Origin of the sequence: Serratia montpellierensis, assembly GCF_020858655.1 — a bacterium.
Classification (GTDB): Bacteria; Pseudomonadota; Gammaproteobacteria; order Enterobacterales; family Enterobacteriaceae; genus Serratia; species Serratia montpellierensis.
The window spans coordinates 529,627-554,662 of the sequence record NZ_VOSN01000002.1; the positions used below are offsets into that span (position 1 = coordinate 529,627).

The following is a 25,036-nucleotide window of genomic DNA, read 5'->3' on the forward strand; positions in this document are numbered from 1 at the left end:
CGCCGGATGAACAACGCAATTGCACAACAAATCGCTGACCAGGGCGGCGTCGAATCTTACCTGCACGCGCAGCAGCACAAGAGCCTGCTGCGTTTTCTGACCTGCGGCAGCGTCGATGACGGCAAAAGCACCCTGATCGGCCGCCTGCTGCACGATACGCGCCAGATCTACGAGGATCAGCTGTCGACGCTGCACAGCGACAGTAAACGCATCGGCACCCAGGGCGAGAAGCTCGATCTGGCGCTGCTGGTGGACGGTCTGCAGGCCGAGCGCGAACAAGGCATCACCATCGATGTGGCCTATCGCTATTTCTCGACCGAAAAACGCAAATTTATCATCGCCGATACCCCAGGGCATGAGCAGTACACCCGCAATATGGCCACCGGCGCCTCCACCTGCGATCTGGCGATCCTGTTGATCGACGCGCGCAAAGGGGTGCTGGATCAGACTCGCCGCCACAGTTTTATCGCGACCCTGCTGGGCATTCGCCATCTGGTGGTGGCGGTGAACAAAATGGATCTGGTGGGCTACCAGGAAGCGGTGTTCGAGCAGTTCAAACAGGATTACCTGACCTTCGCCCAGCAGTTGCCAGGCGATCTGGATATCAAGTTCGTACCGCTGTCGGCGCTGGACGGTGACAACGTGGCGAGCGAAAGCGCCCATATGCCGTGGTACAGCGGCCCGACGCTGTTGGAAGTGCTGGAGAGCGTGGACGTGGTCAGCGAGCGAGAAAATCAGCCGCTGCGCTTCCCGGTGCAGTACGTCAACCGCCCGAACCTCGATTTTCGCGGCTATGCAGGCACGCTGTCCGCTGGCGTGGTGCGGGTGGGGCAACGGGTTAAAGTGCTGCCTTCCGGCGTGGAGTCCAGCGTGGCGCGCATCGTGACCTTCGACGGCGATCTGCAAGAAGCGGTGCCGGGCGAGGCGATTACGCTGGTGCTGAAGGATGAAGTGGACATCAGCCGCGGCGATTTGCTGGTCGACGCCGGCGAAAGCCTGCAGGCGGCGCAGAGCGCGCGGGTGGACGTGGTATGGATGGCCGAGCAGCCGCTGGTGCCGGGCCAGAGCTACGACATCAAAATCGCCGGTAAAAAGACCCGCGCACGCGTGGAGAGCATCCGCCATCAGGTGGAGATCAACACGCTGGCGCAACACCCGGCCGACACGTTGCCGCTCAACGGTATCGGCCTGGTGGAGCTGACCTTCGACGAGCCGCTGATGCTGGACAGCTATCAGAGCAATCACGACACCGGCGGGCTGATCTTCATCGATCGCATGAGCAACGTCACGGTGGGCGCCGGGCTGGTGCGTGAAACGCTTCAGGCCGCATCGGCGGCACGCGGCGAATTCAGCGCCTTCGAGCTGGAGCTGAATGCGCTGGTGCGCAAGCACTTCCCGCACTGGGGCGCACGCGATCTGCTCGGTGGCCGATAAGGTGGCCGCTGAACTGAGGGCGACCGGGCCGGATGATGAGAACGTGGTTTGGCATCCGCACGCGGTGACGCGCGCGGATCGCGAAGCGCGCAACGGTCACCGTGGCGCGGTGCTGTGGTTTACCGGGCTGTCCGGCTCGGGCAAATCCACCGTCGCCGGCGCGTTGGAGCAGGCGCTGCATGGGCTCGGCGTCAGCACCTATCTGCTGGACGGCGATAACGTGCGCCACGGTCTGTGCCGCGATCTCGGTTTCTCTGACGAGGATCGGCGCGAGAATATTCGCCGGGTGGGGGAAGTGGCCAAACTGATGGTGGATGCCGGGTTGGTGGTGTTGACCGCGTTCATTTCGCCGCACCGCGCCGAGCGGCAAATGGTGCGCGAGATGCTCGGCAACGATCGCTTTATCGAGGTGTTCGTCGACACGCCGTTGGCGATCTGCGAGGCGCGCGATCCGAAGGGATTGTATAAAAAAGCGCGTGCCGGCGAGCTGCGCAATTTCACCGGCATCGACGCGGTTTACGAGGCGCCGCAGCAGCCGGAAATCCACCTCGATGGCCAACAATTGGTAACAAATTTGATTGCGCAATTGTTAGACGTGTTGCGTGGTCAGGCTATTATCAAACCCTGAATTCAAAAAAAGCGTGTGGCGTTTTTCGCCATGCGCTTTTTACTCTAAGCCGCCGCAGAGCGAGCCGAATAACCAGGGATCACTATGCAAAATGTCACGCCTATCTTGATCGACGCCAAGCAGTCAAAACAGGAGAGAGAGGAGCCTTCTTATTCTTTCCTGGGCGGCGTTAGCGGCTTTGTTTTCTACTGGCTGGCGTTCGCGTTGCCGTTTCTGGTTTACGGTTCCAACACGCTGTTTTTCCTGCTCTATACCTGGCCATTCTTCCTGGCGCTGATGCCGCTGTCGGTGCTGATCGGCATCACCCTCAGCATGCTGTTGCGGGGTCGTCTGATTTTGACGCTGCTGCTGACCGGCACCATTGTGCTGTGCCTGTTCTGGCTGGTGTTCAGCTTCCTGACCGGGTGGTAAGAGAGCGGGCGCCGATGCCGGCGCCCGAAGGATTGCAAAGCGGTGCCGAAGGTTACAAAACTTTGCTTAGAAATGCCTGAGTGCGCGGATTGGTCGGATGGCTGAAGATCTGCTGCGGCACCCCTTCTTCCTGAATGATCCCCTGATCGATAAACAGCACCCGGTCGGCCACCTCGCGGGCAAAGCCCATCTCATGCGTTACCACCACCATGGTCATGCCCTCGTGGGCCAGCGATTTCATCACTGCCAACACTTCGCCCACCAGCTCCGGATCGAGCGCGGAGGTCGGTTCGTCGAACAGCATGATCTTCGGCTCCATCGCCAGCGCGCGGGCGATCGCTACCCGCTGCTGCTGGCCGCCGGACAGGCTGTTGGGATAGGCGTCAATCTTGTCGAGCAGGCCGACCTTGCGCAGCAGCTGTTCAGCTTGCGTAATGGCTTCGGCGCGCGGCAGTTTCTTCACGCTTACCGGCGCCATGATGATGTTTTCTAACACCGTCATGTGCGGGAACAGGTTGAAGCGCTGAAATACCATGCCCACGCTTTCACGCATTTTGTTCAGATCGGTTTTCTGATCGTGGACGGCGAAGCCATTCACCTCGATCTCGCCGCCGGAGAGCGTTTCCAGCGCGTTGATGCAGCGCAGGAAGGTGCTCTTCCCCGAGCCGGAAGGGCCGATGACGCACACCACTTCGTTGGCGGCGATCTGGCAGGAAATACCGCGCAGCACGTGGCTCTCGCCGAACTGTTTTTGCAGGTTATGTACGCGAATCACTTTTACCGAACCTCTTTTCCATGTGTTGCACCAGCAGCGAAAGCAGGAAGGTGATGACCCAATAGACCAGCGAAATGGTCAGATAGGGCTCCCAATAGGTGGCGTAGGCGCCGGAGACGGTACGGGCGGCATAGGCCAGATCCGCCAGGCCGATGGCGGAGGCCAGCGACGAATCCTTGACGATAGCGATGGCGTTGTTGCCCAGCGGCGGCAGCATGCGGCGGAAGGCCTGCGGCAAGATAACCTGTCGCATGGTCTTGCCGTAGCTCATACCCAGCGAACGCGAAGCCTCCATCTGGCCGCGATCGATCGATTGGATCCCGGCGCGGAAGATCTCCGACACATAGGCTCCGGCGTTGAGCGTGATTGCCACCACGCAGGAAAGAAAGGCACCGTAGTCGGCGCGCAGCGCACGGGCGAAATCGACGCTCATCAGGCCGCTGGTGACCAGCAGGCCGTCGCGCGGATTGATGAACAGCGGCACCAGAGCGAAATGCACGACCATGATTTGTACGAACAGCGGCGTGCCGCGAAAGGCGCTGATGTAAATGCGCACCGGCCACTGAACGCCGTAATGCAAGATGGGTTTCCAGATGCCGTGCGGCGCCTGCGCCAAACGGCCCAGCCCGAGGATCAATCCCCAGGTGGTGCCCAGCAGCACGCAGATAATGGTGCATTTGATGGTCATCCAGGCGCCTTCCATAAACAGCGGCGCGTATTCCTGGATGATCTCCCAGCGGAAGTTCAAAGGGTGTTCCTTCTTGGTAGGCTGAAACGGTGGTGCGCCGGCGGCCTGGTGGGCGCCGGCGACAGGGCATTATTCCGCCGGCAGCGTCGGTACGTTGCTGTCGAACCAGGTTTGGTAGATCTTGGCGTAGGTGCCGTCGGCGACGATTTTCTTCAGGCCGGCGTTGATCTTGTTGCGCAGTTCGTCGTTGCCTTTGGCGACGGCGATGCCGAAATACTGGCGCTCGAACTTGGCGTCGGGTACCAGCTTGAAGGCTTTCTCAGGGTGGGTTTTGATGTAGAACTTGGCCACGCCGACGTCGCCGACCGCCGCGCCGATGCCGTCTTCATACAGTTCCTGCAGCATCAGCGGGGTATTGTCGAAGCGCTTGATGGCAGTGCTGTTTTTGCCCAGCACATCGGACACCACGATGTCGCCGGTGCTGGAGTTCACCACGCCGACCTTCAGTGCTTTCAGCGCGGCGATGGAGTCTACCGTCGAGTCTTGCGGCACCACGATAGCCTGCTCGGCCGGGAAGTATGGCGCCGAGAAATCAACCATTTGCTTGCGCTTGTCGGTGATGGTGATGCCGGAAATGATGATATCGCGATCGCCGGAATTCAACGTGGCGAAGATCCCTTCCCATGGCGTATTGATCAGTTTGATCTGGAAACCTTCGGCCTTGGCTACCGCTTTGATGATGTCGATGTCGAAACCTTCCAGCTGCTTTTGGCTGTTTTCAAACTCAAACGGCCGATAGGTGCCGCCGGAGCCGACGACGTAGGTAGGTTCAGCCGCCAATACGGCGGTGGAGAAGGTGGCGGCTAGGCAGGCGCCGATCAGAACTAAACGTTTTAACATCGCGATCCCCGATAATGAATGGTTATATATTGGAATTATTTATGCACTATGAGTGCATAAAAATAAGCTCCAATGAATGAAAGTGCAACCACTGCAGGAGAATTATTCTTTCTATGGTGTTAAATATTCACTTTTGACGTTGTTTTGGCGTAAGCGATGGGTCAGCAAGCGGCGATGCAGTGGTTCTTGCTGCATAATGGGGGAGGGGCAGTGTGTGTCTCATCGGAAAATGCGCGGCGCGTGCCGGGCAAAAGGGGCTTTTTTTGCCGCTTTCACCGCGGAATTAGGCAATAAACTCGGGAACCCTTCATCCGTATTCTGAATTTGGCGTTGAAATGCCGCTCTCAGTGTGGAGTCCAACGAGAAGTTGTGGGATGATTGGTCGGTTTTTCAGGGGGCGGAGATGGGAAAACTTACGCTGCTATTGCTGGCATTGCTCGGTTGGTTACAGTATTCACTGTGGCTGGGCAAAAATGGTATTCACGATTACGTGCGAGTCAATGAAGATGTTGCGGTCCAACAGGGTAGCAACGCCAAGTTGAAAGCGCGTAACGATCAGCTGTTTGCCGAAATCGATGATTTGAACGGCGGTCAGGAAGCGATCGAAGAGCGAGCACGTAATGAGCTGGGCATGATCAAGCCCGGTGAGACTTTCTATCGTCTGGTTCCTGACCAATCCAGACGCAACGCGGCGTCTTCCTCGCAAAATAACGCACAAAAATAACGCATGAATCACTCCGCAGGCACCTTTCCCTCGGTGATTGCCGTCCTGCCCGCTGCCGGTATCGGCAGCCGCATGCAGGCGGAATGCCCGAAGCAATATTTAACCATTGGCCGACACAGTATCGTCGAGCACGCTATCCATGCCCTGTTGCGTCATCCGCGCATCGAGCGGGTGATCGTGGCGATCGGCCCGGAAGATCGCCAGTTCGAACAGTTGCCGATCGCCCAGGATCCGCGGGTGACCGTCACTGAGGGCGGCAAACAGCGCGCCGATTCGGTGATGGCCGGACTTAAACTGGCGGGCGATGCGGACTGGGTACTGGTGCACGACGCTGCACGCCCCTGCCTGCACGCCGACGATCTCGAGCGCCTGCTGGCGATCACCGCACACAGCAAGGTCGGCGGCATTCTCGCCGCGCCGGTGCGTGACACCATGAAACGCGCCGAACCCGGCCGCGAAACCATCGCCCACACCGTCGAACGGCAGGATCTGTGGCACGCGCTGACGCCGCAGCTGTTTCCGCTGCCGCTGCTCAAGCAGTGCCTGCAGCGCGCGCTGGATGAAGGTGCGAACGTCACCGACGAAGCCTCGGCGCTGGAGCATTGCGGTTATCATCCGCAGCTGATCGCCGGCCGGGCGGACAACATTAAAGTAACGCGGCCGGAGGATTTGGCGCTGGCGGCGTTCTATTTGACTCAGTTAGACAATTAAGGAGCGCATCATGCGTATCGGTCACGGTTTTGACGTACATAAATTCGGCGGCGAAGGCCCGTTGGTGATCGGTGGCGTTCGCATCCCTTACGACAAAGGTTTGCTGGCCCACTCGGACGGTGACGTTGCGCTGCACGCCGCGACCGACGCCCTGCTGGGCGCGGCGGCGCTGGGCGATATCGGCAAACTGTTCCCCGATACCGATCCGGCGTTCAAAGGCGCCGACAGCCGCGAGCTGCTGCGCGAAGCCTGGAAACGCATTCGCGCCAAAGGATACCGCCTCGGTAACCTCGATATCACCATTATCGCTCAGGCGCCGAAAATGGCGCCGCACATCCCGCAGATGCGCGTCTTCCTGGCGGAAGATCTGCAGTGCCATATGGATGACGTCAACGTGAAGGCCACGACCACCGAGCAGCTCGGTTTCACCGGGCGCGGCGAGGGCATCGCCTGCGAAGCGGTCGCCTTGCTGATCAAGGAATAACCGCATGGATATGGCGAATCTGACCTGGCTGCATGGCCGGCCGCAGAGCACCGGGGTGTTGAAAGCCAATCCGGAAGATTTCGTGGTGGTGGAAGACCTGGGCTTTGCGCCGGACGGCGAAGGCGAGCATGTGCTGGTGAACATCCGTAAAAACGGCTGCAATACCCAGTTCGTGGCCGACTATCTGGCGCGCTTCGCCGGTATTCACGCTCGTTCGGTCAGCTATGCGGGGTTGAAAGACCGCCATGCGGTGACCGAACAGTGGTTCTGCCTGCACATGCCGGGCAAGGACACGCCGGATTTCTCCCAGTTTGCGCTGGAAGGCTGCGAGGTGCTTTCGTTCGCCCGCCACCTGCGTAAAATGCGCATCGGCAACCTGAAGGGCAACCACTTTACGCTGGTGCTGCGCCAGATTTCCGATCGTCAGGACGTAGAGCGCCGTCTGCAGGCCATCGCTGCGCAGGGCGTGCCGAACTACTTCGGCAGCCAGCGTTTCGGCCGTGGCGGCAACAATCTGGTGATGGCGCGCCGCTGGGCGAACGACGAAATCCGCGTCAAAGAGCGCAGCAAGCGCAGTTTCTACCTGTCCGCCAGCCGCAGCGCGCTGTTTAATCAGGTCGCGAGCAGGCGCCTGGCCGATGGCCTGCAGCGCACGGTACTGGAAGGGGACGCCCTGCAGCTGAGCGGCCGCGGCAGTTGGTTCGTCGCCAAGGCCGATGAGCTGGAGACGCTGCAACAGCGGTTGGATGCCGGTGAGCTGGTTGTCACCGCGACGTTGCCGGGCGACGGCGAGCCGGGCACCGCCGGCAGCGCGTTGGCATTTGAACAACAATGCTTGGCGGAGCAGCAGGAATTGCTTACGCTTTTAAAGCGCGAGCGTGTCGAACCCGCTCGTCGGGCCCTGCTGTTGCAGCCGCAAAATATGCTGTGGAACTGGTGGGATGAGGTTACCGTGGAACTGCGCTTCTGGCTGCCGGCGGGCAGCTTTGCCACCAGCGTAGTTCGCGAGATCATGCAGCAGGATGACAGTGATGCGGATATTGCTGAGTAACGATGACGGCGTCAGCGCCCCGGGCATTCAGGTGCTGGCGGCGGCGCTGCGGGAGTTCGCCGAAGTGCAGGTCGTGGCGCCGGATCGTAACCGCAGCGGCTCTTCCAATGCCCTGACGCTGGAATCGCCGCTGCGCACGCAGACGCTGGCCAACGGCGATATTGCGGTACTGCAGGGGACGCCGACCGATTGTGTCTATCTTGGCGTCAACGCACTGATGCACCCGGCACCGGATATCGTGGTCTCCGGCATCAACGCCGGGCCGAATTTGGGCGACGACGTCATCTATTCCGGCACCGTCGCGGCGGCGATGGAGGGCCGGCATCTGGGGCTGCCCGCGTTGGCGGTGTCGTTGAACGGCCACCAGCACTATGCGACCGCCGCCGTCATTACCTGCCGTATCCTGCGCGCGTTGCAGCGTGAGCCGTTGCGTACCGGAAAAATACTGAATATCAACGTACCGGATCTGCCGCTGGCGGAGATTAAAGGCCTGCGCGTTACCCGCTGCGGCAGCCGCCATCCCGCCGATAAGGTCTTCTGCCAGCAGGATCCGCGCGGACAAAATCTCTACTGGATCGGGCCGCCTGGTGATAAATTTGATGTCGGGCCGGATACCGACTTTGCGGCGGTGGAACAAGGCTATGTGGCGATCACGCCGCTGCAGGTGGATTTGACCGCCTACGCGGCGCAGGAAGTCGTGAAAACATGGTTAACCAAGGCAGAGGTTAGCGGGGAATGGTGAACAAGCGTATGCAAACATTGCTGACGCAGCTGCGGCAGCAGGGGATCCGGGACGAAAAGCTGCTGCGGGCGATCGAAGCGGTGCCGCGCGAGCGTTTTGTCGACGAAGCGCTGGATCATAAGGCTTACGAAAACACTGCGCTGCCGATCGGCTCCGGCCAGACCATTTCCCAGCCTTATATGGTGGCGCGGATGACCGAGCTGCTGAATTTGAAGCCCACTTCACGGGTGCTGGAGATCGGCACCGGTTCCGGTTATCAGACCGCTATCCTGGCGCATCTGGTACAACACGTTTGTTCCGTCGAACGCATCAAGGGGTTGCAGTGGCAGGCCAAGCGCCGCCTGAAGCAGCTCGATCTTCATAATGTTTCCACCCGCCACGGCGACGGCTGGCAGGGCTGGGCGTCGCGCGGCCCGTTCGATGCGATCATCGTCACCGCCGCGCCGCCGGAGATCCCGCAGGCGCTGGTGGAACAATTGGACGACGGCGGCATTTTGGTGTTGCCGGTGGGCGAGCAGGCCCAAACCCTCAAACGCATTCAACGCCATGGCAACGAGTTCGTTGTCGATGCGGTAGAAGCGGTGCGCTTTGTCCCACTGGTGAAAGGCGAATTGGCCTAGCGATTGTCTGATTTTTCGACCGTCTGCAAAATCTGTTGCACTTTCATCACGTCCGGATAAGGTTTTCTCGTTCCAATCAGGCTAATTTTCACTAGAATTGGCCTTTCTACGTAGTTGTCTTATGGTGCGGCAATGCCAATGTGGTTAGCATTGGCGCGCGTTTTGATGCTCCGGCGGGAGATGACCTGGCGTTCAGGGATCGGCCGGCGGCGCCTTTACATCGCAGGGACTGGGAAGTGGCAAAAGCTCGGCTACGATGTAAAGGGTATTTTGGATATATCACTGATATTGCTGTCATGGGGGAAGCATGAGCACGGGAAGCCCAATGATTACGTTACGCCGGGTAGCGGTGTGTACGATGGTAAGTTTGTGGTTGGCGGGTTGTACGAACAATGCCTCGACGTCAGCCCCTATCAGCAGCGTGGGTGGCGGCGGTGCCGTTCCATCCGGCAATAACAATGGCGGGGTGCAGCAGGCCAGCCCCGAGGGCCGCATTGTCTATAACCGCAGTTATAACGCTATCCCTAAAGGGAGCTACAGCGGCGGTGAAACCTATACGGTCAAGCGCGGCGACACGCTGTTTTACATCGCCTGGATCACCGGCAACGATTTCCGCGACCTGGCGCAGCGCAACAATATCCCCGAGCCATATAGCCTGAATGTTGGCCAAACCATTCAGCTTGGTAATGGTTCTGCCAACGGCGGCGGCATGCTGGCGACGACAGACGCGACCAAAGGCGGCGTTCCGAAGCCACCTTCCAGCACCCAGATCCAGACGGCAACGGTTGATTCTCAATCAACTAACGCGTATTCTGAAAACTCGGGTAAACAGAATGTAGGTAAGATGTTACCTGCAGCGGGTGCTGTAGCGGTTGGGACCGCGACTGCGCCTGTTACCGCACCGGAAGCCGCTCCACCCGTGAGCAGCACCGTCAGCAACAGTTCTCCGGTCAGTACCTGGAGATGGCCGACTGACGGTAAGATTATTGATAACTTTTCCTCATCAGAAGGTGGGAATAAGGGCGTCGATATCGCCGGTTCCCGTGGGCAGCCTATCTTCGCTACCGCCGATGGTCGCGTAGTGTATGCCGGCAACGCTTTACGGGGTTACGGTAATCTAATCATCATCAAACACAATGATGATTACCTGAGCGCCTACGCTCATAACGACACAATGCTGGTCCGGGAACAACAAGAAGTGAAGGCGGGTCAAAAAATAGCCACCATGGGTAGCACCGGTACCAGTTCAGTACGTTTGCATTTTGAAATTCGTTACAAGGGGAAATCCGTAAACCCGCTGCGTTATCTTCCGCAGCGATAGATTGGGCAGAATACGCTGAGATTCTGCTCGCGGTATCACGGGTAGGAGCAGCATATGAGCCAAAATACGCTGAAAGTTAACGAGTTACATGATGATGCGGATTTCGACGAGAATGGAGCTGAGGCTGAGTCGTTTGATGAAAAAGCGCTGGTAGAAGAAGAGGCCAGCGAGAACGATTTAGCGGAAGAAGAGCTGTTGTCTCAAGGCGTTACGCAACGCGTATTGGATGCGACGCAGCTCTATCTGGGTGAGATCGGTTATTCACCTCTGCTGACCGCAGAGGAAGAAGTCTATTTTGCGCGGCGTGCTCTGCGCGGTGACGTGCCGTCCCGCCGCCGCATGATTGAAAGCAACCTGCGGCTGGTGGTGAAAATCGCCCGCCGCTACAGCAACCGCGGTCTGGCGCTGCTGGATCTGATCGAAGAGGGTAACCTCGGTCTGATTCGCGCAGTGGAAAAATTCGACCCGGAACGCGGTTTCCGCTTCTCCACTTATGCAACCTGGTGGATCCGTCAGACGATTGAACGGGCGATCATGAACCAAACCCGTACTATTCGTTTGCCTATCCATATCGTCAAAGAACTGAATGTCTATCTGCGCACCGCGCGCGAGCTTTCCCACAAGCTGGATCATGAACCGAGCGCTGAAGAGATTGCCGAGCAACTCGACAAGCCGGTGGATGACGTCAGCCGCATGCTGCGCCTGAATGAGCGCATCACCTCGGTGGATACGCCGCTGGGCGGGGATTCGGAGAAAGCGCTGCTGGACATTCTGGCCGACGAGAAGGATAACGGGCCTGAAGACACCACGCAAGACGACGATATGAAGCAAAGCATCGTCAAATGGTTGTTCGAACTGAACGCCAAACAGCGTGAAGTGTTGGCGCGTCGTTTCGGCCTGCTGGGCTATGAAGCGGCGACGCTGGAAGACGTAGGCCGGGAGATTGGCCTGACGCGCGAGCGTGTCCGTCAGATTCAGGTTGAAGGTCTGCGCCGTCTGCGTGAGATTCTGCAGATGCAGGGGCTGAGCATTGAGGCGCTGTTCCGCGAATAACGCCGGTTGTTGAACCGCATCAAATAAAAACGGTGAGCATGATGCTCACCGTTTTTTTTGATGCGTTTGGGCCAGACTACACCATATTTTTCAGCCGGTAGATCCATTCCAGCGCCTGGCGCGGCGACAGGGAATCCGGATCCAGCGCCTCCAGGGCTTCTACCGCCGGCGAGGTCTCTTCCTGCAACAGCGTCATCTGGGTGGCATCGACGCTGCCCGATGCGGTGTGGCTGGAGATAGACTCCAGCTCGCGCAGCTTCTGGCGGGCGCGCTTGATGACGTCGCGCGGCACGCCGGCCAGTGCGGCGACCGCCAGGCCATAGCTTTTGCTGGCGGCACCGTCCTGCACGCTGTGCATGAAGGCGATGGTGTCGCCATGTTCGAGCGCGTCCAGATGCACGTTGACCACGCCTTCCATTTTCTCCGGCAGCGTCGTCAGCTCGAAGTAGTGGGTGGCGAACAGCGTCATCGCTTTGATACGGTTAGCCAGGTTCTCGGCGCAGGCCCAGGCCAGCGACAGGCCGTCGTAGGTGGAGGTGCCGCGGCCGATTTCATCCATCAACACCAGGCTGTGCTCGGTGGCGTTGTGCAGGATGTTGGCGGTTTCGGTCATCTCCACCATGAAGGTGGAGCGGCCGGAAGCCAGATCGTCCGCCGCGCCGACGCGGGTGAAGATGCGATCCACCGGGCCGATAGTGGCCTTGGTGGCGGGGACGTAACTGCCGATGTGCGCCATCAGCACGATCAGCGCCGTTTGCCGCATATAGGTGCTTTTACCGCCCATGTTCGGGCCGGTAATGATCAGCATGCGGCGCTGCGGCGACAGGGTGAGCGGGTTTGAGATAAACGGCTCGCTCAGCACCTGCTCCACCACCGGGTGGCGACCTTCGGTAATGCGGATCCCCGGCTGCTCACTCATGGTCGGGCAAGCGTAGTTCAGGGTATCGGCGCGCTCGGCCAGGTTGGCCAGCACGTCCAGCTCGGCCAGTGCGGCGGCGCTTTGCTGCAGTTCCGCCAGGTGCGGCAGCAGCAGATCGAACAGCTCGTCGTACAGGCTTTTCTCGATCGCCAGTGCCTTGCCCTTGGAGGTGAGCACTTTGTCTTCGTACTCTTTCAATTCCGGGATGATGTAGCGCTCGGCGTTTTTCAGCGTCTGGCGGCGTACATAATGAATCGGCACCAGGTGGCTTTGGCCGCGGCTCACCTGAATATAGTAGCCGTGTACGCCGTTAAAACCGACCTTGAGCGTGTCCAGCCCCAGCTTTTCACGCTCGCGGATCTCCAGCCGGTCGAGGTAGTCGCTGGCGCCGTCGGCCAGCGCGCGCCACTCGTCCAGCTCGCTGTTGTAACCGGGGGCGATCACGCCGCCGTCGCGCACCAATACCGGCGGCGATTCAATCACCGCGCGTTCCAGCAGCTCGCGCAGCTCGTCGAACTGGCCCACCTGCGACAGCAACTGCTGCACGTGCGGGGTGTCCACGTCTTGCAGCAGCGCGCGGATGTCCGGCAGTTGCTGGAAAGCATGACGCATGCGCGCCAGATCGCGCGGACGCGCGGTACGCAGCGCCAGGCGCGCCAAAATTCGCTCCTGATCGCCCACCTGGCGCAGCGAAGGCTGCAGATCGGCGAACAGCTCTTGCAATGTGCCGATCGCCTGTTGGCGGGCGGTGAGAACCTTGATATCGCGGGTCGGCATGTGCAGCCAGCGTTTCAGCATGCGGCTGCCCATCGGCGTGACCGTGCGATCGAGGATCGCCGCCAGCGTGTTGTCGTTGCCGCCGGACAGGCTCTGCGTCAGTTCCAGGTTGCGGCGGGTCGCGGCGTCCATGATGATGCCGTCCTGCTGGCGCTCCATAGTGATGCCGCGAATGTGCGGCAGTGAAGTGCGCTGGGTATCTTTGACGTACTGCAGCAGGCAGCCGGCGGCGCGCAGCGCCTGGTGCGCCTGCTCGACGCCAAAGCCGGTCAGATCGCGGGTGCCGAACTGCAGGTTGAGCTGCTGGCGTGCGGTCTCCAGTTCAAATTCCCACAGCGGGCGGCGGCGCAGGCCGTGGCGTTGTTCGATCAGCGCCATTTGTTCGAAGGTTTCCGGGTAGAGCAGCTCGGCTGGATTGGTGCGCTGCAGCTCGGCGGCCATGGTTTCCAGATCCTGCGGCTCGGCGACGCGGAAGCGGCCGGAGCTAACGTCCAGCGTGGCATAACCGAAGCCACGCGCATCCTGCCAGATCGCCGCCAGCAGGTTGTCCTGGCGTTCTTGCAGCAGCGCTTCGTCGGTGATGGTGCCGGGGGTGACGATACGCACCACTTTGCGCTCGACCGGCCCTTTGCTGGTGGCCGGATCGCCGATCTGCTCACAGATGGCGACGGACTCGCCGAGCTGCACCAGCTTGGCCAGGTAGTTCTCTACCGCGTGGTGCGGCACGCCGGCCATCGGGATCGGTTCGCCCGCCGAGGCGCCGCGTTTGGTCAGCGAGATATCCAGCAGTTGGGAAGCGCGCTTGGCGTCGTCGTAAAACAGCTCGTAGAAGTCGCCCATGCGGTAGAACAGCAGGATTTCAGGATGCTGGGCCTTGAGGCGCAGGTACTGCTGCATCATCGGCGTGTGCGAATCGAGTTTATCGGTGCTATTCATGCGATTATTTTTCCAATCCATTGAATGTAAAGGTCATTGTGATTTTCATTGTCGTCATTCGCTATCACATTGTTTCAGCAGGCGCCGCCCCTTTTAGCGCTTGCCGGGCGGCGCAAATCAAATCATCAAAACGCCAAACGGCGCGCTCAAACCCAAGGTTTGCACAGACGCTTATACTAGCCCAGCGGGCAATCGGCTGTCACAGGTAAAAATGGGAAGCGCTGCGCAAGGCCGGTTTGTAACGCAGCGAGATTGTTGTTCGCCTGCGGGCAACAACGCAAGTGTCGCCGCCCGCAGTGGTGCTGGAGAGGTTATTGCGCGGCGGTGAGAGGCAAGGGCAGTTGATAGAGGCGGAAGCTGTCGGGCACTTCGGTTTCATGGCCGGGCAGCAGACGGTAGCGGATGCGCGACTCGCTGACGAAGGCGCAGCCTTGTGGGGTGATAGTCAGGTTGACCGGCGACTCCATGCCTTCGCGCAAGACCTCAAGCTGGTGCATCCCTGCCGCCTTGGGTGACGGGATCCGCAGGATCCGCCCTTGGCCACTCTGGATCCCGTTTTCCAGCACGATCAGCGCGCCGTCCGGTGCCAATCCCATCCCGTCCGGGTTTTCAATCAGGCGCGGCAGCTGCATTTCCGTCAACTGCGGCTTTGGATCGTTATAGCTGAGGGTGTAGAGCTTACTGGTGCCGAAATTGGTGACTGCCATCAGCCGGTCGTCGAGCAGCACGATCCCGGCGGCCCCCAACCCGCTGGGAGCCGCCAATTGCGGATCCCGATACAGCGTACTGAATGCCGTTTCGCCCGGCCGCAGGCGCAGGATGCCGCCGCCGCGGGTTTCCGTTACGTACACCGTGCCGTCTGCGCCGAGCACGATATCGTTGCCCATTTCTCCCGCCGGCAGCGCCAGGCTGCGGTTGAGGGTGCCATCCGCGACGTTCAGCGCATAGATGCGGTTGGCGCGCGCTTTGCCGCCGGAGAGAAAGTCCGGCGAATTGCCCCACAGCAGCCCGCGCCGTTCGTCCAGCCGCAGCGCATTTGAGGCGAACACCGTGTCCGCACCGGGGAAAAAGGTTTCCCACGCTTTACCCGGCCGTTTGCGCAGCACGTTGCCGCTGGTGATCAGCCCGACATACAGCGTACCGTCCGCTGCGCGGGCGATGCCGTTGGGGTAAAGCGCGCCGGGCGGCAGCGTTATGCTGCTTTCTGTGCAGTCTGCGCTGACGGCTGCCTGCGCCGGTGGGCTAAGAGTGAGTGCGGTAGCGAGGGTGAACAACGCCGCTCGCGCGGTAACAGCGTATGACATGTTTCTCTCCGGGAATGGGGGAAAAGGAGCTACCAGCGCTCGGGGCGGGCAGCCTGTGCCATTGGCGCCTCCAGTGCGGCGACGTCTTCCGGCGATAGCCTGAGGGTGAGCGCTGCCAGCGCATCCTGCAGATGATGCGGCTTGGACATGCCCACCAGCGGTGACGTCACGCCGGGTCTGGCCAACAGCCAGGCCAGCGCGATCTGCGCCGGTGGAACGCCGCGCGCGGCCGCCACCTCCGCTACCGCATCGACGGTGCGCTCTACCTCCTTTCTGCCGTTATACCAACGGGGGACCTGTTCGTCGGTGGCGGCGCGCAGCGTGCCGCCACTGCCGGAACCGGCCAGTACGCCGCGGGCCAGCGGCGACCAGGGCGTCAGGCCAAGGCCCTCCTCCAGACACAGCGGGATCAGCTCCTCTTCGTCTTCACGCGTCACCAGGTTGTATTGGCTTTGCAGCGAAATAAACGGCGCCAGGCGGTGTTGACGTTGAAAGGCCAGCATTTTCATCAGGCGCCAGGCGCGCAGCGAAGAGGCGCCGAGATAGCGGATTTTGCCCGCCCGCACCAGGCCGTCGAAGGTGTCGGCAGTTTCTTCGATCGGCGTTTCGGTGTCGAAGCGGTGCAGCACGAACAGATCGAGATAATCCGTCCCCAACCGCTGCAAGGAGGCGTCGACGCTGTGCAGCAGGTGCTTGCGCGACAGTCCGCGGCTGTTCGGCTGCGCGTCCATCGGAAAGTAGGCTTTGGTGGCGATCACCACGTCTTCACGGCGGGCGAACGCCTTCAGCGCGCGGCCGAGAATGCGCTCGCTTTCTCCGCCGGAGTAAATGTTGGCGGTATCGAAAAAATTGATGCCCGCTTCCAGCGCCTCGCGGATAAAGGGGCGCGCTTCATCTTCTTTCAGCACCCAGGGCCGCCAGGCCGGATCGCCGTAGGTCATGCAGCCCAGGCAGAGGCGGGACACCTGCAGGCCACTGTCGCCAAGCCGTACGTAGTTCATGGCGTCGTCTCCTCAGCGCATGCCGGCGATGGTGTAACCGCCGTCCACCAGCAGGCTTTGGCCGGTGATGAAGCGGGCTTCGTCCGTCGCCAGCCACAGCGCCACATCGCCGATGTCTTCCGATTCGCCCAGGCGGCCGGCGGGCGTGTGGGCGATAAAGGGCGCGAACGCCGCGTTGTCGGCCACGCTGCCGCGCGCCATCGGCGTGTCGATGATGCCGGGGTTGATGTTGTTGACGCGGATGCCCTGGCCGCTGTATTCGAGCGCCACCGCGCGGATCATCGCATCGAGCGCCCCTTTGCTGGCGGAGTAGCTGGATGAGCCGGCCAGCGCGCCGTGGGTCAGCCAGGAGGACGTGTTGATGATCACGCCGCCTGAATGCTGTGCCAGGAAGGTTTCAATCTCGTATTTCATCGCCAGCCAGACGCCACGAAGGTTAATGGCGATCACGCGGTCAAAATCCTCGCTGCTCTGTTCGGTGATGGGGGCGAAGTTGCCGATGATGCCGGCGTTGTTGAAGGCGACGTCGAGCCGGCCGTAGTGGGCGCTCACCGTGGCGAGCAGCCTGCGGATATCGTCTTCCTGGGAGACGTCGGCCACGATGGGCAGGGCGTCGCCGCCGGCCAGCGCGATGTCGCGCGCCGTGGCTTCGATTTCCGCCGCGCGACGGCCGACCAGCGCGACGTTGGCACCTTCGCGGGCATAGGCCAGCGCCGCAGCGCGGCCGATACCGCTACCGCCGCCGCTCACCAGTACGACTTTGTCCGCCAAACGGCGCGGTGTTTCATGAGTTGGAGCTGTAGCATTAATCATCGCTTCGATACCTGGTAATGGGTTCGATCGCAATGCTATGTTGTTAGATGACGGATAACTATCCGCTAAAAATTCATCTCACTATTAGATAATTTATATTAATAGCATGAAGAAACCCGAATTGTCCGGCCTGGCGGCCTTCGTGGCTATCGCCAGTGAACGCAGCTTCCGCCGTGCCGCCGCCCGATTGGGCGTGACGCCGCCGACGCTGACCCACACCCTGCGCGAATTGGAAGCGCAGGTGGGCATTCGCCTGCTGAATCGCACCACCCGCAACGTCTCGCCGACGGAGGCCGGTGAGCATCTGCTGGCACAGTTGGTGCCCGCCTTTACCGACATCGACGCCGCGCTGGAGAGCCTGAATGCGTTTCGCGAAGGGCCACGCGGCCTGGTGCGTATCAACGCGCCGCGTTCGGCGATCGATCTCGCCATCGTGCCGCATCTGGGGCGGTTGGCCAGCGAGTACCCCGGCATTACGCTGGAGGTGGTGGCGGACGAGGGGTTCGCCAACATCGTCGAGCAAGGCTTTGACGCCGGTATTCGGCTCGGCGAGGATCTGCACAACGATATGCGCGCGGTGCGCCTGACGCCGGATCTGCGTTTTGCCATCGTCGCCACGCCGGACTATTTTCAACGGCACGGCGAACCGACGCATCCGCAGGATTTGCTGCAGCACCGCTGCATCGGTTGGCGCAAGGCCTCTTCGGGCGAGCGCTACAAATGGGGATTTCAGCAGGGCGAGCAGCGGTTTTCCGTGGCGGTTAACAGCCCGCTTATCGTGGATGACGCCAGGCTGTTGCTGCAGGCGGCGTTGGCGCACGTCGGCATCGCTTTCGCTATCGAACAGGAGGTGGAAGAACACCTGGCGAGCGGGCGGCTGCGGCGGGTGTTGGCCGACTGGTGTGCGCCGTTTCCCGGTTTTTACCTCTATTACCCCAACCGCAGGAACCATTCCGTGGCGCTGGCCACGGTGATCGAGTTGCTGCGTCTGCCCGTGTAATCCTCCTCGCCTGCCATCGCGTTCGGATGGCAGTAGGCGAATCAAGCTTGAACTATTTTTATTCCCACGCCGTTTGCTCGGGCGCAAATAAACCCTTAAATTCTCAGCGAGTTAATAACCTGCTGTTTATAATTGTTATTTGAGTATTTTTTGCGAATACTCTGAGCTTTTTTCAGTTATTTGAGAGCCCGATCACACTATTTTTTTATGCGAAATGTGAAGGGGGTCAATCCGCCAGGTCAATGAGAGACGGTTGTGTTTCCTCCTGGCTTACCGATCCGTTTTTCATGCTCCGTATACTGTCTGTAACCAGGGCAACGTGACGGAAATTTTCATAAGGAATGTGCGTGAAGCAATCGTGATTGCATCTGGCATACAAATAACACGGGGTTTTTTTGATTATCTGAGGTGCTTGGTATGGAAAAGAAAAAAATCTATCTGTTTTGTTCTGCCGGTATGTCCACTTCCCTGTTGGTATCAAAAATGAAGGCGCAGGCCGAAAAATATGAAGTGCCGGTGATCATCGCCGCCTATCCGGAAGCGCTGGCCGCAGAGAAGGGCATTGAAGCGGACCTGATCCTGTTGGGGCCGCAAATCGCCTACACCTTGCCGGAAGTGCAAAAACAGCTGCCCAATAAACCCGTTGAAGTCATCGATCCGCTGCTGTACGGCAAGGTCGATGGACTGGGCGTACTGAAGGCCGCGGTGGCCGCCATCAAGAAAGCCAATCAATAACAGGAGGCCGCCGTGAATACCCTCATTGCCTCGCTCGAGAAGGTTATCCTGCCTTTCGCCGTAAAAATCGGTAAGCAGCCCCACGTCAACGCCATCAAGAACGGCTTTATCCGCCTGATGCCGCTGACCTTGACCGGGGCGATGTTCGTGTTGATCAACAACGTGTTCCTGAGCTTCGGCGAGGGATCGTTTTTCTATTCGTTGGGCGTAAGGTTGGACGCCTCCACCATAGAGACGCTGAATAGCCTGAAGAGCATTGGCGGCAGCGTTTATAACGGTACGCTGGGGATCATGTCCCTGATGACGCCGTTCTTTATCAGCATGGCGTTGGCCGAAGAGCGCAAGGTCGATCCACTGGCCTCGGCGCTGCTGGCGGTGGCGGCCTTCATGACCGTCACGCCGTTCAACGTCGGCGAGGCCTATGCGGTGGGCGCCAACTGGCTGGGCGGCGCCAACATCATTTCCGGTATGGTGATCGGGCTGGCGGTGGCTGAGATGTTTGCTTTCATCGTGCGGCGCAACTGGGTGATCAGCTTGCCGGACAGCGTGCCGGCTTCGGTGTCGCGCTCTTTCTCGGCGCTGATCCCCGGTTTCATCATTCTCTCCATCATGGGGCTGGTGGCGTTCGCGTTGGCGCACTGGGGCACCAACTTCCACCAGATCATCATGGACGGCATTTCGGCGCCGCTGGCCAAGATGGGCAGCGTGGTGGGCTGGGTGTACGTGCTGTTCTCCTCGCTGCTGTGGTTCTTCGGGGTGCACGGCTCCATGGCGCTGGCGGCGCTGGACAGCGGCATCATGACGCCGTTCGCGCTGGAAAACGTGGAGCTGTATAACAAATACGGTTCGGTCGAAGCGGCGGTGGCCGCCGGGAAAGAGTTCCATATGTGGGCGAAGCCGTTCGTCGACTCCTACATCTACCTTGGCGGCACCGGCTCGACGCTGGGTCTGATTATCGCCATCTTCATCGCCTCGCGCCGCGAAGATTACCGCCAGGTCGCCAAACTGGCGACGCCATCCGGCATCTTCCAGATCAACGAACCGATTCTGTTCGGCCTGCCGGTGATCATGAACCCGGTGATGTTCATTCCGTTCATCCTGGTGCAGCCGGTATTGACCTTTATCACCTCGCTGGCTTATTACTCCGGGCTGATCCCGCCGATCACCAACATCGCGCCTTGGACCATGCCGGTCGGCCTGGGTGCGTTCTTCAACACCAACGGCAGCATCATGGCCATGTTGCTGAGCCTGTTCAACCTGGCAGTCGCCACCGTGATTTATCTGCCGTTCGTGGCGATCTCCAACAAGGCGCAAAGCCAGATCGACGCGGCGACGGAAAGCGAAGAAGACATCGCCAAGGCGCTGAAATTCTAACTGTGGAACGGGGCGGTGCGGCCGCCCCGCGAGGAACGCGAGTATGGAATATCAATTTGCCGACGGGTTTTGGTGGGGCAGCGCCACCTCCGCGCCGCAGTCTGAAGGGGCGGCCGCGCGGGACGGCAAGAGCCGCAATATCTTCGACTATTGGTACGAGATCGCGCCCGAGCGCTTTCACGATCGGGTGGGGCCGGACGAGGCCTCGACCTTTTACGACCATTTCCGCACCGATATCGGGCTGCTCAAAACGCTGGGTCACAATACCTTCAGAACGTCGATTTCGTGGTCGCGGCTGATCCCGGACGGCGACGGCGAGGTGAACCCGCAGGCGGTGGCGTTCTATAACACGATGATCGACGAGCTGCTGGCGCAGGGCATCACCCCGTTTATCAATCTCTATCACTTCGATATGCCGCTGTGCATGCAGCAGCACGGTGGCTGGGAAAACCGGGCGGTGGTCGAAGCCTATGCGCGTTACGCCGACATCTGCTTCGGTCTGTTTGGCGATCGGGTCACCCACTGGTTCACCTTCAACGAGCCGATCGTGCCGGTGGAGGCCGGTTACCTGAATGACTTGCACTACCCTTGCGTGGTGGACTTCAAACGGGCGGTCACCGTGGCGTATCACAGCGTACTGGCGCATGCCATGGCGGTGCAGCGTTTCAGAGCGCGCGGGCTGCCGAGGAGCATCGGCATCATTCTGAATCTGAGCCCGACCTATCCGCGCTCCGACGCGCCGGAGGATCGGCAGGCCGCACACGACGCCGATCTGTTGCTCAACCGCAGTTTCCTCGACCCGGTCGCCAAAGGGCGTTATCCGGCGGCGTTGCTGCACTTGCTGGAGCGCCATGGGCTGATGCCCTACTGCGAGCCGCAGGATGCGCAACTGATCGAAGGCGGCGTGGTGGATATCCTCGGCGTCAACTACTACCAGCCGCGCAGGGTACAGGCGAAAGTGGGGCGTCGTGCCGAGGGGCCGATCGCATCGCCGGAGGATTTGTTCAGTTACTATGCAATGCCGGGCCGTAAAATCAATCCGCACCGCGGCTGGGAGATCTACGAGAAGGGGCTGTACGACATCCTGATGGATCTGAAAGAGAACTACGGCAATCTGCCCTGTTATATTTCGGAAAACGGCATGGGCGTCGAGGGCGAAGAGGCGTTTATCGGCGCCGATGGGCGGGTGGAGGACGATTACCGCATCGACTTTATTCGCGAGCACCTGAAGTGGCTGCACCGCGCGCTGGCAGAAGGTTCGCAGTGCAAGGGCTATCATCTGTGGACCTTTATCGACTGCTGGTCCTGGCTGAACGCCTACAAGAATCGTTATGGTCTGGTACGGTTGGATCGGGCTGATCAACGCCGCACCATCAAGAAAAGCGGCTACTGGTTTGCCGAGGCGGCCAGACGCAACGGGTTTGACTAACGGGAGGCCGGCGCCGTGTCCGATAACCGAATTTCGCTGAGTGCGAGCGACGTGAAGCTGATTCGCGAGCAGGATTTCTTTAACTGCAAAGATTTTCACCTGTTTATCTATAACAAGGTGGAAAGCGCCACCGGGCTGCATCAGCACGACTATTACGAGTTCACCATCGTGCTGAGCGGCAAATGCTATCAGGAGATCAACGGCAAGCGGGTGCTGCTGGAACGCGGGGATTTCGTCTTTATCCCTATCGGCTCCTACCACCAGAGCTTTTACGAATTCGGCGCGACGAAAATCTTCAACGTGGCGGTCAGCAAGGCGTTCTTTGAAGAGCACTATTTGCAGCAGCTGCCGCGTTGCTTTGTCGCCTCGCAGGCCTACAGCCTGAGAAACGAGTTTTTGGCCTATATCGAATCGGTGGTGAGTTCGCCGCAGTTTCACGAGGATGACTTCGCCGAATTTCTCGAAACGCTGACCTTCTATGTGATCAGCCGTATTCGTCATTATAAAGAAGACAATGACGGCGGCGACGATATCCCGCAGTGGCTGAAGAACACCCTGGCCGGCATGCATGACAAGGCGATGTTCGGCGAAAGGGCGTTGGCGAACATGGTGGCGCTGTCGGGGAAAACCCAGGAGTATCTGACCCGGGCGATGCGGCGCTACTACCATAAGACGCCGATGCAGGTGATCAACGAGATCCGCATCAACTTCGCCAAGACGCAGCTGGAGGTCACCAACTATTCGGTTTCCGATATCGCCTTTGATTCCGGCTATGGCGACGTCAGTCTGTTCATTAAAAACTTTAAGCGGCTCACCGACGTGACCCCAGGCAACTACCGAAAAAAGTGTTACGGCCCTCTTTAGGGCCGCTCCCGATCAGTATCAACGCCGATATGCCGATGAGCTTTAGGCCGCCGGCCGGTTAATCATTCGATTTTTACCTTCGAGAAGGGGAATGCCGCGCCGGTCGGTCGGCCTTCCCTTGCCGAAAATTCATCCTGCGGGAGCCATTATGGAAAAACTACTGATCGTGAATGCCGACGACTTCGGCCTGAGCAAAGGACAGAACTACGGCGTCATCGAGGCGTATCAGCATGGCGTCGTTTCCTCCACCACGGCGATGGTGAACGGCGGCGGCGCCCAGCACGCGGCCGCGCTCAGCCGGCAATATCCGGGATTGCCGATCGGGCTGCATTTCGTTTTGACGCATGGCAGGCCGTTGGGCGCCATGCCTTCGCTGGTCAATGAACATGGCGAGCTGGGCAAATGGCTGTGGGGCCGCGCCGAGGCCGGCGAGCTGCAGCTGGACGAGATTCAGGAGGAGCTTCAGCGTCAGTTCGCGCGGTTTGTGACGCTGTTCGGCAGGCCGCCAACGCACATCGACAGCCACCATCATGTGCACATGCAGCCGCAGATTTACCCGCTGGTGGAGGCGTTTGCGCAGGCGCAGGGTCTGCCGCTGCGCCTCGATCGCGAAGAGGCGCAGCGGCGCGATATTGCGTTGCAGACGCCCTGCAGCACCGACGCGTTTGACGCGGGGTTCTACGGTGAAATGATTTCCGAAGCCTTGTTCCTGCAGCGGTTGGCGCGCGCCGACGAGCAGGGCGCCGAGTCATTGGAAATGATGTGCCACCCGGCGTTCCTCGATGCGACGATCCTGCAGAGCAAATACTGCCACCCGCGCCTCGTCGAGCTGGATGTGTTGACCGCGCCGACGCTGAAAGCGGCGATCGCCGAACGCGGTTTTATGCTGGGCTCCTTCCAGGATCTGTAGCGCTGCCGTTTACAGCATGGCGTGCGCCTTTTTCAGGCCGGTGTCCTCTTGCGGATCGGCCCCCTGAGGCAAGGGTTCCTCCTCCTGTTCTTCGGGCTGCGGCTCCTCGACATCGGGCGCCGCTTCCGGCGGCGGCATGGTGTCGTGAATGATCTGCTCATCGAAGGTCGGATTGAGCGCCGGCGACAGCGGCGAACTGGCGAGGCTGTCCGGCAGCGCAATGTGCGGCACCGGCGCGTCCTGCGCCAGCTGCGGTTCCTTCGCTTTCGCCGTGCGGCTGAGGGCCGCCAGCAGCACGCCGCACAGGGCGAAGAAGGCGTACAGGATATTGCCGCCAAGCGGCTCGATCAGCGCGCCGACCGCCAGCGGCCCGATGCTGGCGCCGACGCCGAACGCCATCAGCAGACAGGCGGCCAGCGAGACGCGGCGCTCCGGCTCAATCAGATCGTTGGCAAGCGCCACTACCAACGGGTAGAGCGTAAACTGCAGCATGCTGACGACGAATCCCACCGCCAGCAGCAGCGGAAAATCGATGTGCGGCAGCAGCGCCAGCGGCAGCGCCGCCACGATCAGGAAAATAGCGTTGAGTCGCATCAGCAACGGGCGGCTATAGCGATCCGACAGCCAGCTGAGTGGGAACTGCGCCACCAGCCCGGCGAAGATGGCCAGTGCCATGAACAGGCCAGTTTGTTGAGTGGTTAAGGACTGCAGGCTGGCATAAACTGGCGCCAGCCCGTAAAACGAGCCCACTACCATGCCGATCACCAACGTGGTGGCCAGCACCTTGGGAATGGCGCCGACAAAGTAACGCAGCTCCATCGGCGCCGGCGACATATGGCGCGCATTGGTGCGCGTGGTGAGAGCGATGGGCACCAGACAGAGCGCGAAGCACAGCGCGATCACCAGCAGCGTGGCGATGCCCAGGCTGCTTTGCAGCATCAGCACGATCTGGCCCAGCGACATGCCGAGATAGGTCGCCGCCATATAAAAGCCGAACACCATGCCGCGCTGGTTGGACTCCGCCTGGTCGTTCAACCAGCTTTCCAGCACCATGTACTGACACATCATGCACAGCCCGATCACCAAGCGTAGCGCGACCCAGGCGGGAATGAACTCCGTCAGGCCGTGCCCCAGCACCGCAGCGGTAATGATGCCGGCGCAGGCCACGTAGGCGCGGATATGCCCGACGCGGGCGATAAGGAAGTGGCCGACCTTGCCGCCGATCACTAACCCGATGTAGTTGGCGGCGATGATGGCGCCGATCAGCGCGCTGCTGACGTGGATAGAGGCCAGCCGCAGCGAGACGTAGGTGGTGAGCAGGCCCGAGCCCAACAGCAGCAGCAGGGTGGTGGTGTACAACGGCAAGAATACGCCCAACGTTTTTTTCACGCTATCATCCTAATCTCTTCTGGTGCGCCCTGAGGCCGCTGCC

General features: G+C 60.2%; 25 protein-coding genes. 17 read left to right on the plus strand and 8 right to left on the minus strand.

The genetic code is table 11. The annotated features are described in order from the left end of the window. Positions 1 to 6 precede the first annotated feature (6 nt). From cysN to FUU19_RS03680, 3 genes are all read left to right on the plus strand, one after another. Positions 7 to 1,434 (plus strand): sulfate adenylyltransferase subunit CysN, encoded by a 1,428-nt coding sequence (cysN, locus tag FUU19_RS03670; protein WP_141970910.1) that lies wholly within the window; start codon positions 7 to 9, stop codon positions 1,432 to 1,434. Next, positions 1,373 to 2,062 carry an adenylyl-sulfate kinase gene (cysC, locus tag FUU19_RS03675; protein ID WP_080311536.1) on the plus strand — a complete coding sequence of 230 codons (690 nt, stop codon included), beginning with the start codon at positions 1,373 to 1,375 and terminating at the stop codon, positions 2,060 to 2,062. The genes cysN and cysC overlap by 62 nt, the downstream gene beginning before the upstream one ends. Before the next feature lie 84 nt (positions 2,063 to 2,146). Next, positions 2,147 to 2,473, plus strand: a complete 327-nt coding sequence (locus tag FUU19_RS03680; protein WP_025301616.1) for a DUF3561 family protein — start codon at positions 2,147 to 2,149, stop codon at positions 2,471 to 2,473. 52 nt (positions 2,474 to 2,525) lie between these two features. Here FUU19_RS03680 and FUU19_RS03685 read toward each other — a convergent pair whose 3' ends face one another. The 3 genes from FUU19_RS03685 to FUU19_RS03695 all read right to left on the minus strand — a co-directional run bounded on the left by FUU19_RS03685 (position 2,526) and on the right by FUU19_RS03695 (position 4,836). After that, on the minus strand, positions 2,526 to 3,248 hold the full coding sequence (locus tag FUU19_RS03685) for an amino acid ABC transporter ATP-binding protein (RefSeq protein WP_230489618.1): 723 nt from the start codon (positions 3,246 to 3,248) through the stop codon (positions 2,526 to 2,528). Next, positions 3,232 to 3,951 carry an amino acid ABC transporter permease gene (locus FUU19_RS03690; RefSeq protein ID WP_042706788.1) on the minus strand — a complete coding sequence of 240 codons (720 nt, stop codon included), beginning with the start codon at positions 3,949 to 3,951 and terminating at the stop codon, positions 3,232 to 3,234. The genes FUU19_RS03685 and FUU19_RS03690 overlap by 17 nt, the downstream gene beginning before the upstream one ends. Before the next feature lie 114 nt (positions 3,952 to 4,065). Then, positions 4,066 to 4,836: a basic amino acid ABC transporter substrate-binding protein gene (locus tag FUU19_RS03695; protein ID WP_197833336.1), complete on the minus strand. Its 771-nt coding sequence runs from the start codon at positions 4,834 to 4,836 to the stop codon at positions 4,066 to 4,068. 403 nt (positions 4,837 to 5,239) lie between these two features. On the opposite strand from FUU19_RS03695, the gene ftsB reads away from it, so the two are divergent. From ftsB to rpoS, 8 genes are all read left to right on the plus strand, one after another. Further along, complete coding sequence (ftsB, locus tag FUU19_RS03700; protein ID WP_021505314.1) at positions 5,240 to 5,560, plus strand: cell division protein FtsB; 321 nt, start codon at positions 5,240 to 5,242, stop codon at positions 5,558 to 5,560. A 3-nt stretch (positions 5,561 to 5,563) separates the two neighbouring features. Beyond that, entirely contained in the window at positions 5,564 to 6,271 is a 708-nt protein-coding gene (gene ispD / locus FUU19_RS03705) for a 2-C-methyl-D-erythritol 4-phosphate cytidylyltransferase (RefSeq protein WP_102985439.1), read from the plus strand. A gap of 10 nt (positions 6,272 to 6,281) precedes the next feature. After that, on the plus strand, positions 6,282 to 6,755 hold the full coding sequence (ispF, locus tag FUU19_RS03710; RefSeq protein ID WP_004932594.1) for a 2-C-methyl-D-erythritol 2,4-cyclodiphosphate synthase: 474 nt from the start codon (positions 6,282 to 6,284) through the stop codon (positions 6,753 to 6,755). A gap of 4 nt (positions 6,756 to 6,759) precedes the next feature. Continuing rightward, on the plus strand, positions 6,760 to 7,806 hold the full coding sequence (gene truD / locus FUU19_RS03715; protein WP_230489619.1) for a tRNA pseudouridine(13) synthase TruD: 1,047 nt from the start codon (positions 6,760 to 6,762) through the stop codon (positions 7,804 to 7,806). Further along, entirely contained in the window at positions 7,787 to 8,548 is a 762-nt protein-coding gene (surE, locus tag FUU19_RS03720) for a 5'/3'-nucleotidase SurE (RefSeq protein WP_087762916.1), read from the plus strand. The genes truD and surE overlap by 20 nt, the downstream gene beginning before the upstream one ends. Next, entirely contained in the window at positions 8,542 to 9,168 is a 627-nt protein-coding gene (locus tag FUU19_RS03725; protein WP_047728898.1) for a protein-L-isoaspartate(D-aspartate) O-methyltransferase, read from the plus strand. The genes surE and FUU19_RS03725 overlap by 7 nt, the downstream gene beginning before the upstream one ends. A 325-nt stretch (positions 9,169 to 9,493) precedes the next feature. Beyond that, a complete protein-coding gene (gene nlpD, locus FUU19_RS03730) occupies positions 9,494 to 10,489 on the plus strand; it encodes a murein hydrolase activator NlpD (protein WP_230489620.1) in 996 nt (331 codons plus the stop codon). A gap of 54 nt (positions 10,490 to 10,543) precedes the next feature. After that, positions 10,544 to 11,542, plus strand: coding sequence for an RNA polymerase sigma factor RpoS (gene rpoS, locus FUU19_RS03735; RefSeq protein WP_019455119.1), 999 nt, complete (start codon positions 10,544 to 10,546; stop codon positions 11,540 to 11,542). A 76-nt stretch (positions 11,543 to 11,618) separates the two neighbouring features. Here rpoS and mutS read toward each other — a convergent pair whose 3' ends face one another. The 4 genes from mutS to FUU19_RS03755 all read right to left on the minus strand — a co-directional run bounded on the left by mutS (position 11,619) and on the right by FUU19_RS03755 (position 17,292). After that, entirely contained in the window at positions 11,619 to 14,174 is a 2,556-nt protein-coding gene (gene mutS / locus FUU19_RS03740) for a DNA mismatch repair protein MutS (protein WP_230489621.1), read from the minus strand. 311 nt (positions 14,175 to 14,485) lie between these two features. After that, entirely contained in the window at positions 14,486 to 15,478 is a 993-nt protein-coding gene (locus FUU19_RS03745; protein WP_230489622.1) for a Vgb family protein, read from the minus strand. A gap of 29 nt (positions 15,479 to 15,507) precedes the next feature. Then, a complete protein-coding gene (locus FUU19_RS03750; RefSeq protein WP_230489623.1) occupies positions 15,508 to 16,479 on the minus strand; it encodes an aldo/keto reductase in 972 nt (323 codons plus the stop codon). Positions 16,480 to 16,491: 12 nt separating this feature from the next. Beyond that, the gene (locus tag FUU19_RS03755; RefSeq protein WP_230489624.1) at positions 16,492 to 17,292 is read right to left on the minus strand and encodes an SDR family NAD(P)-dependent oxidoreductase; all 801 of its coding nucleotides are present in this window, start codon (positions 17,290 to 17,292) and stop codon (positions 16,492 to 16,494) included. A 106-nt stretch (positions 17,293 to 17,398) separates the two neighbouring features. On the opposite strand from FUU19_RS03755, the gene FUU19_RS03760 reads away from it, so the two are divergent. The 6 genes from FUU19_RS03760 (at position 17,399) to chbG (ending at position 23,604) form a co-directional block, all read left to right on the plus strand. Further along, the gene (locus FUU19_RS03760) at positions 17,399 to 18,292 is read left to right on the plus strand and encodes a LysR family transcriptional regulator (RefSeq protein WP_197833338.1); all 894 of its coding nucleotides are present in this window, start codon (positions 17,399 to 17,401) and stop codon (positions 18,290 to 18,292) included. Positions 18,293 to 18,709: 417 nt separating this feature from the next. Beyond that, the gene (locus tag FUU19_RS03765; RefSeq protein ID WP_033641898.1) at positions 18,710 to 19,027 is read left to right on the plus strand and encodes a PTS sugar transporter subunit IIB; all 318 of its coding nucleotides are present in this window, start codon (positions 18,710 to 18,712) and stop codon (positions 19,025 to 19,027) included. A gap of 12 nt (positions 19,028 to 19,039) precedes the next feature. Next, on the plus strand, positions 19,040 to 20,401 hold the full coding sequence (gene chbC / locus FUU19_RS03770; protein WP_230489625.1) for a PTS N,N'-diacetylchitobiose transporter subunit IIC: 1,362 nt from the start codon (positions 19,040 to 19,042) through the stop codon (positions 20,399 to 20,401). A gap of 43 nt (positions 20,402 to 20,444) precedes the next feature. Beyond that, entirely contained in the window at positions 20,445 to 21,830 is a 1,386-nt protein-coding gene (locus FUU19_RS03775) for a glycoside hydrolase family 1 protein (protein ID WP_230489626.1), read from the plus strand. A gap of 15 nt (positions 21,831 to 21,845) precedes the next feature. Beyond that, positions 21,846 to 22,694, plus strand: a complete 849-nt coding sequence (chbR, locus tag FUU19_RS03780; protein WP_141970884.1) for a transcriptional regulator ChbR — start codon at positions 21,846 to 21,848, stop codon at positions 22,692 to 22,694. A gap of 148 nt (positions 22,695 to 22,842) precedes the next feature. After that, complete coding sequence (gene chbG / locus FUU19_RS03785) at positions 22,843 to 23,604, plus strand: chitin disaccharide deacetylase (protein WP_230507073.1); 762 nt, start codon at positions 22,843 to 22,845, stop codon at positions 23,602 to 23,604. A 9-nt stretch (positions 23,605 to 23,613) separates the two neighbouring features. On the opposite strand, the gene FUU19_RS03790 is transcribed toward chbG, so the two are convergent. Next, a complete protein-coding gene (locus FUU19_RS03790; RefSeq protein ID WP_230489627.1) occupies positions 23,614 to 24,993 on the minus strand; it encodes an MFS transporter in 1,380 nt (459 codons plus the stop codon). Positions 24,994 to 25,036: the final 43 nt, after the last annotated feature.

Excerpts from the sequence above, each read along its gene's own strand:
- cysN (WP_141970910.1), top strand. The coding sequence starts at position 7 with ATGAACAACGCAATTGCACAACAAATCGCTGACCAGGGCGGCGTCGAA.
- cysC (WP_080311536.1), top strand. The coding sequence starts at position 1,373 with ATGCGCTGGTGCGCAAGCACTTCCCGCACTGGGGCGCACGCGATCTGC.
- FUU19_RS03680 (WP_025301616.1), top strand. The coding sequence starts at position 2,147 with ATGCAAAATGTCACGCCTATCTTGATCGACGCCAAGCAGTCAAAACAG.
- FUU19_RS03690 (WP_042706788.1), bottom strand. The coding sequence starts at position 3,951 with ATGGAAGGCGCCTGGATGACCATCAAATGCACCATTATCTGCGTGCTG.
- FUU19_RS03695 (WP_197833336.1), bottom strand. The coding sequence starts at position 4,836 with ATGTTAAAACGTTTAGTTCTGATCGGCGCCTGCCTAGCCGCCACCTTC.
- ftsB (WP_021505314.1), top strand. The coding sequence starts at position 5,240 with ATGGGAAAACTTACGCTGCTATTGCTGGCATTGCTCGGTTGGTTACAG.
- ispD (WP_102985439.1), top strand. The coding sequence starts at position 5,564 with ATGAATCACTCCGCAGGCACCTTTCCCTCGGTGATTGCCGTCCTGCCC.
- ispF (WP_004932594.1), top strand. The coding sequence starts at position 6,282 with ATGCGTATCGGTCACGGTTTTGACGTACATAAATTCGGCGGCGAAGGC.
- truD (WP_230489619.1), top strand. The coding sequence starts at position 6,760 with ATGGATATGGCGAATCTGACCTGGCTGCATGGCCGGCCGCAGAGCACC.
- surE (WP_087762916.1), top strand. The coding sequence starts at position 7,787 with ATGCGGATATTGCTGAGTAACGATGACGGCGTCAGCGCCCCGGGCATT.
- FUU19_RS03725 (WP_047728898.1), top strand. The coding sequence starts at position 8,542 with ATGGTGAACAAGCGTATGCAAACATTGCTGACGCAGCTGCGGCAGCAG.
- nlpD (WP_230489620.1), top strand. The coding sequence starts at position 9,494 with ATGATTACGTTACGCCGGGTAGCGGTGTGTACGATGGTAAGTTTGTGG.
- rpoS (WP_019455119.1), top strand. The coding sequence starts at position 10,544 with ATGAGCCAAAATACGCTGAAAGTTAACGAGTTACATGATGATGCGGAT.
- mutS (WP_230489621.1), bottom strand. The coding sequence starts at position 14,174 with ATGAATAGCACCGATAAACTCGATTCGCACACGCCGATGATGCAGCAG.
- FUU19_RS03745 (WP_230489622.1), bottom strand. The coding sequence starts at position 15,478 with ATGTCATACGCTGTTACCGCGCGAGCGGCGTTGTTCACCCTCGCTACC.
- FUU19_RS03750 (WP_230489623.1), bottom strand. The coding sequence starts at position 16,479 with ATGAACTACGTACGGCTTGGCGACAGTGGCCTGCAGGTGTCCCGCCTC.
- FUU19_RS03755 (WP_230489624.1), bottom strand. The coding sequence starts at position 17,292 with ATGATTAATGCTACAGCTCCAACTCATGAAACACCGCGCCGTTTGGCG.
- FUU19_RS03760 (WP_197833338.1), top strand. The coding sequence starts at position 17,399 with ATGAAGAAACCCGAATTGTCCGGCCTGGCGGCCTTCGTGGCTATCGCC.
- FUU19_RS03765 (WP_033641898.1), top strand. The coding sequence starts at position 18,710 with ATGGAAAAGAAAAAAATCTATCTGTTTTGTTCTGCCGGTATGTCCACT.
- FUU19_RS03775 (WP_230489626.1), top strand. The coding sequence starts at position 20,445 with ATGGAATATCAATTTGCCGACGGGTTTTGGTGGGGCAGCGCCACCTCC.
- chbG (WP_230507073.1), top strand. The coding sequence starts at position 22,843 with ATGGAAAAACTACTGATCGTGAATGCCGACGACTTCGGCCTGAGCAAA.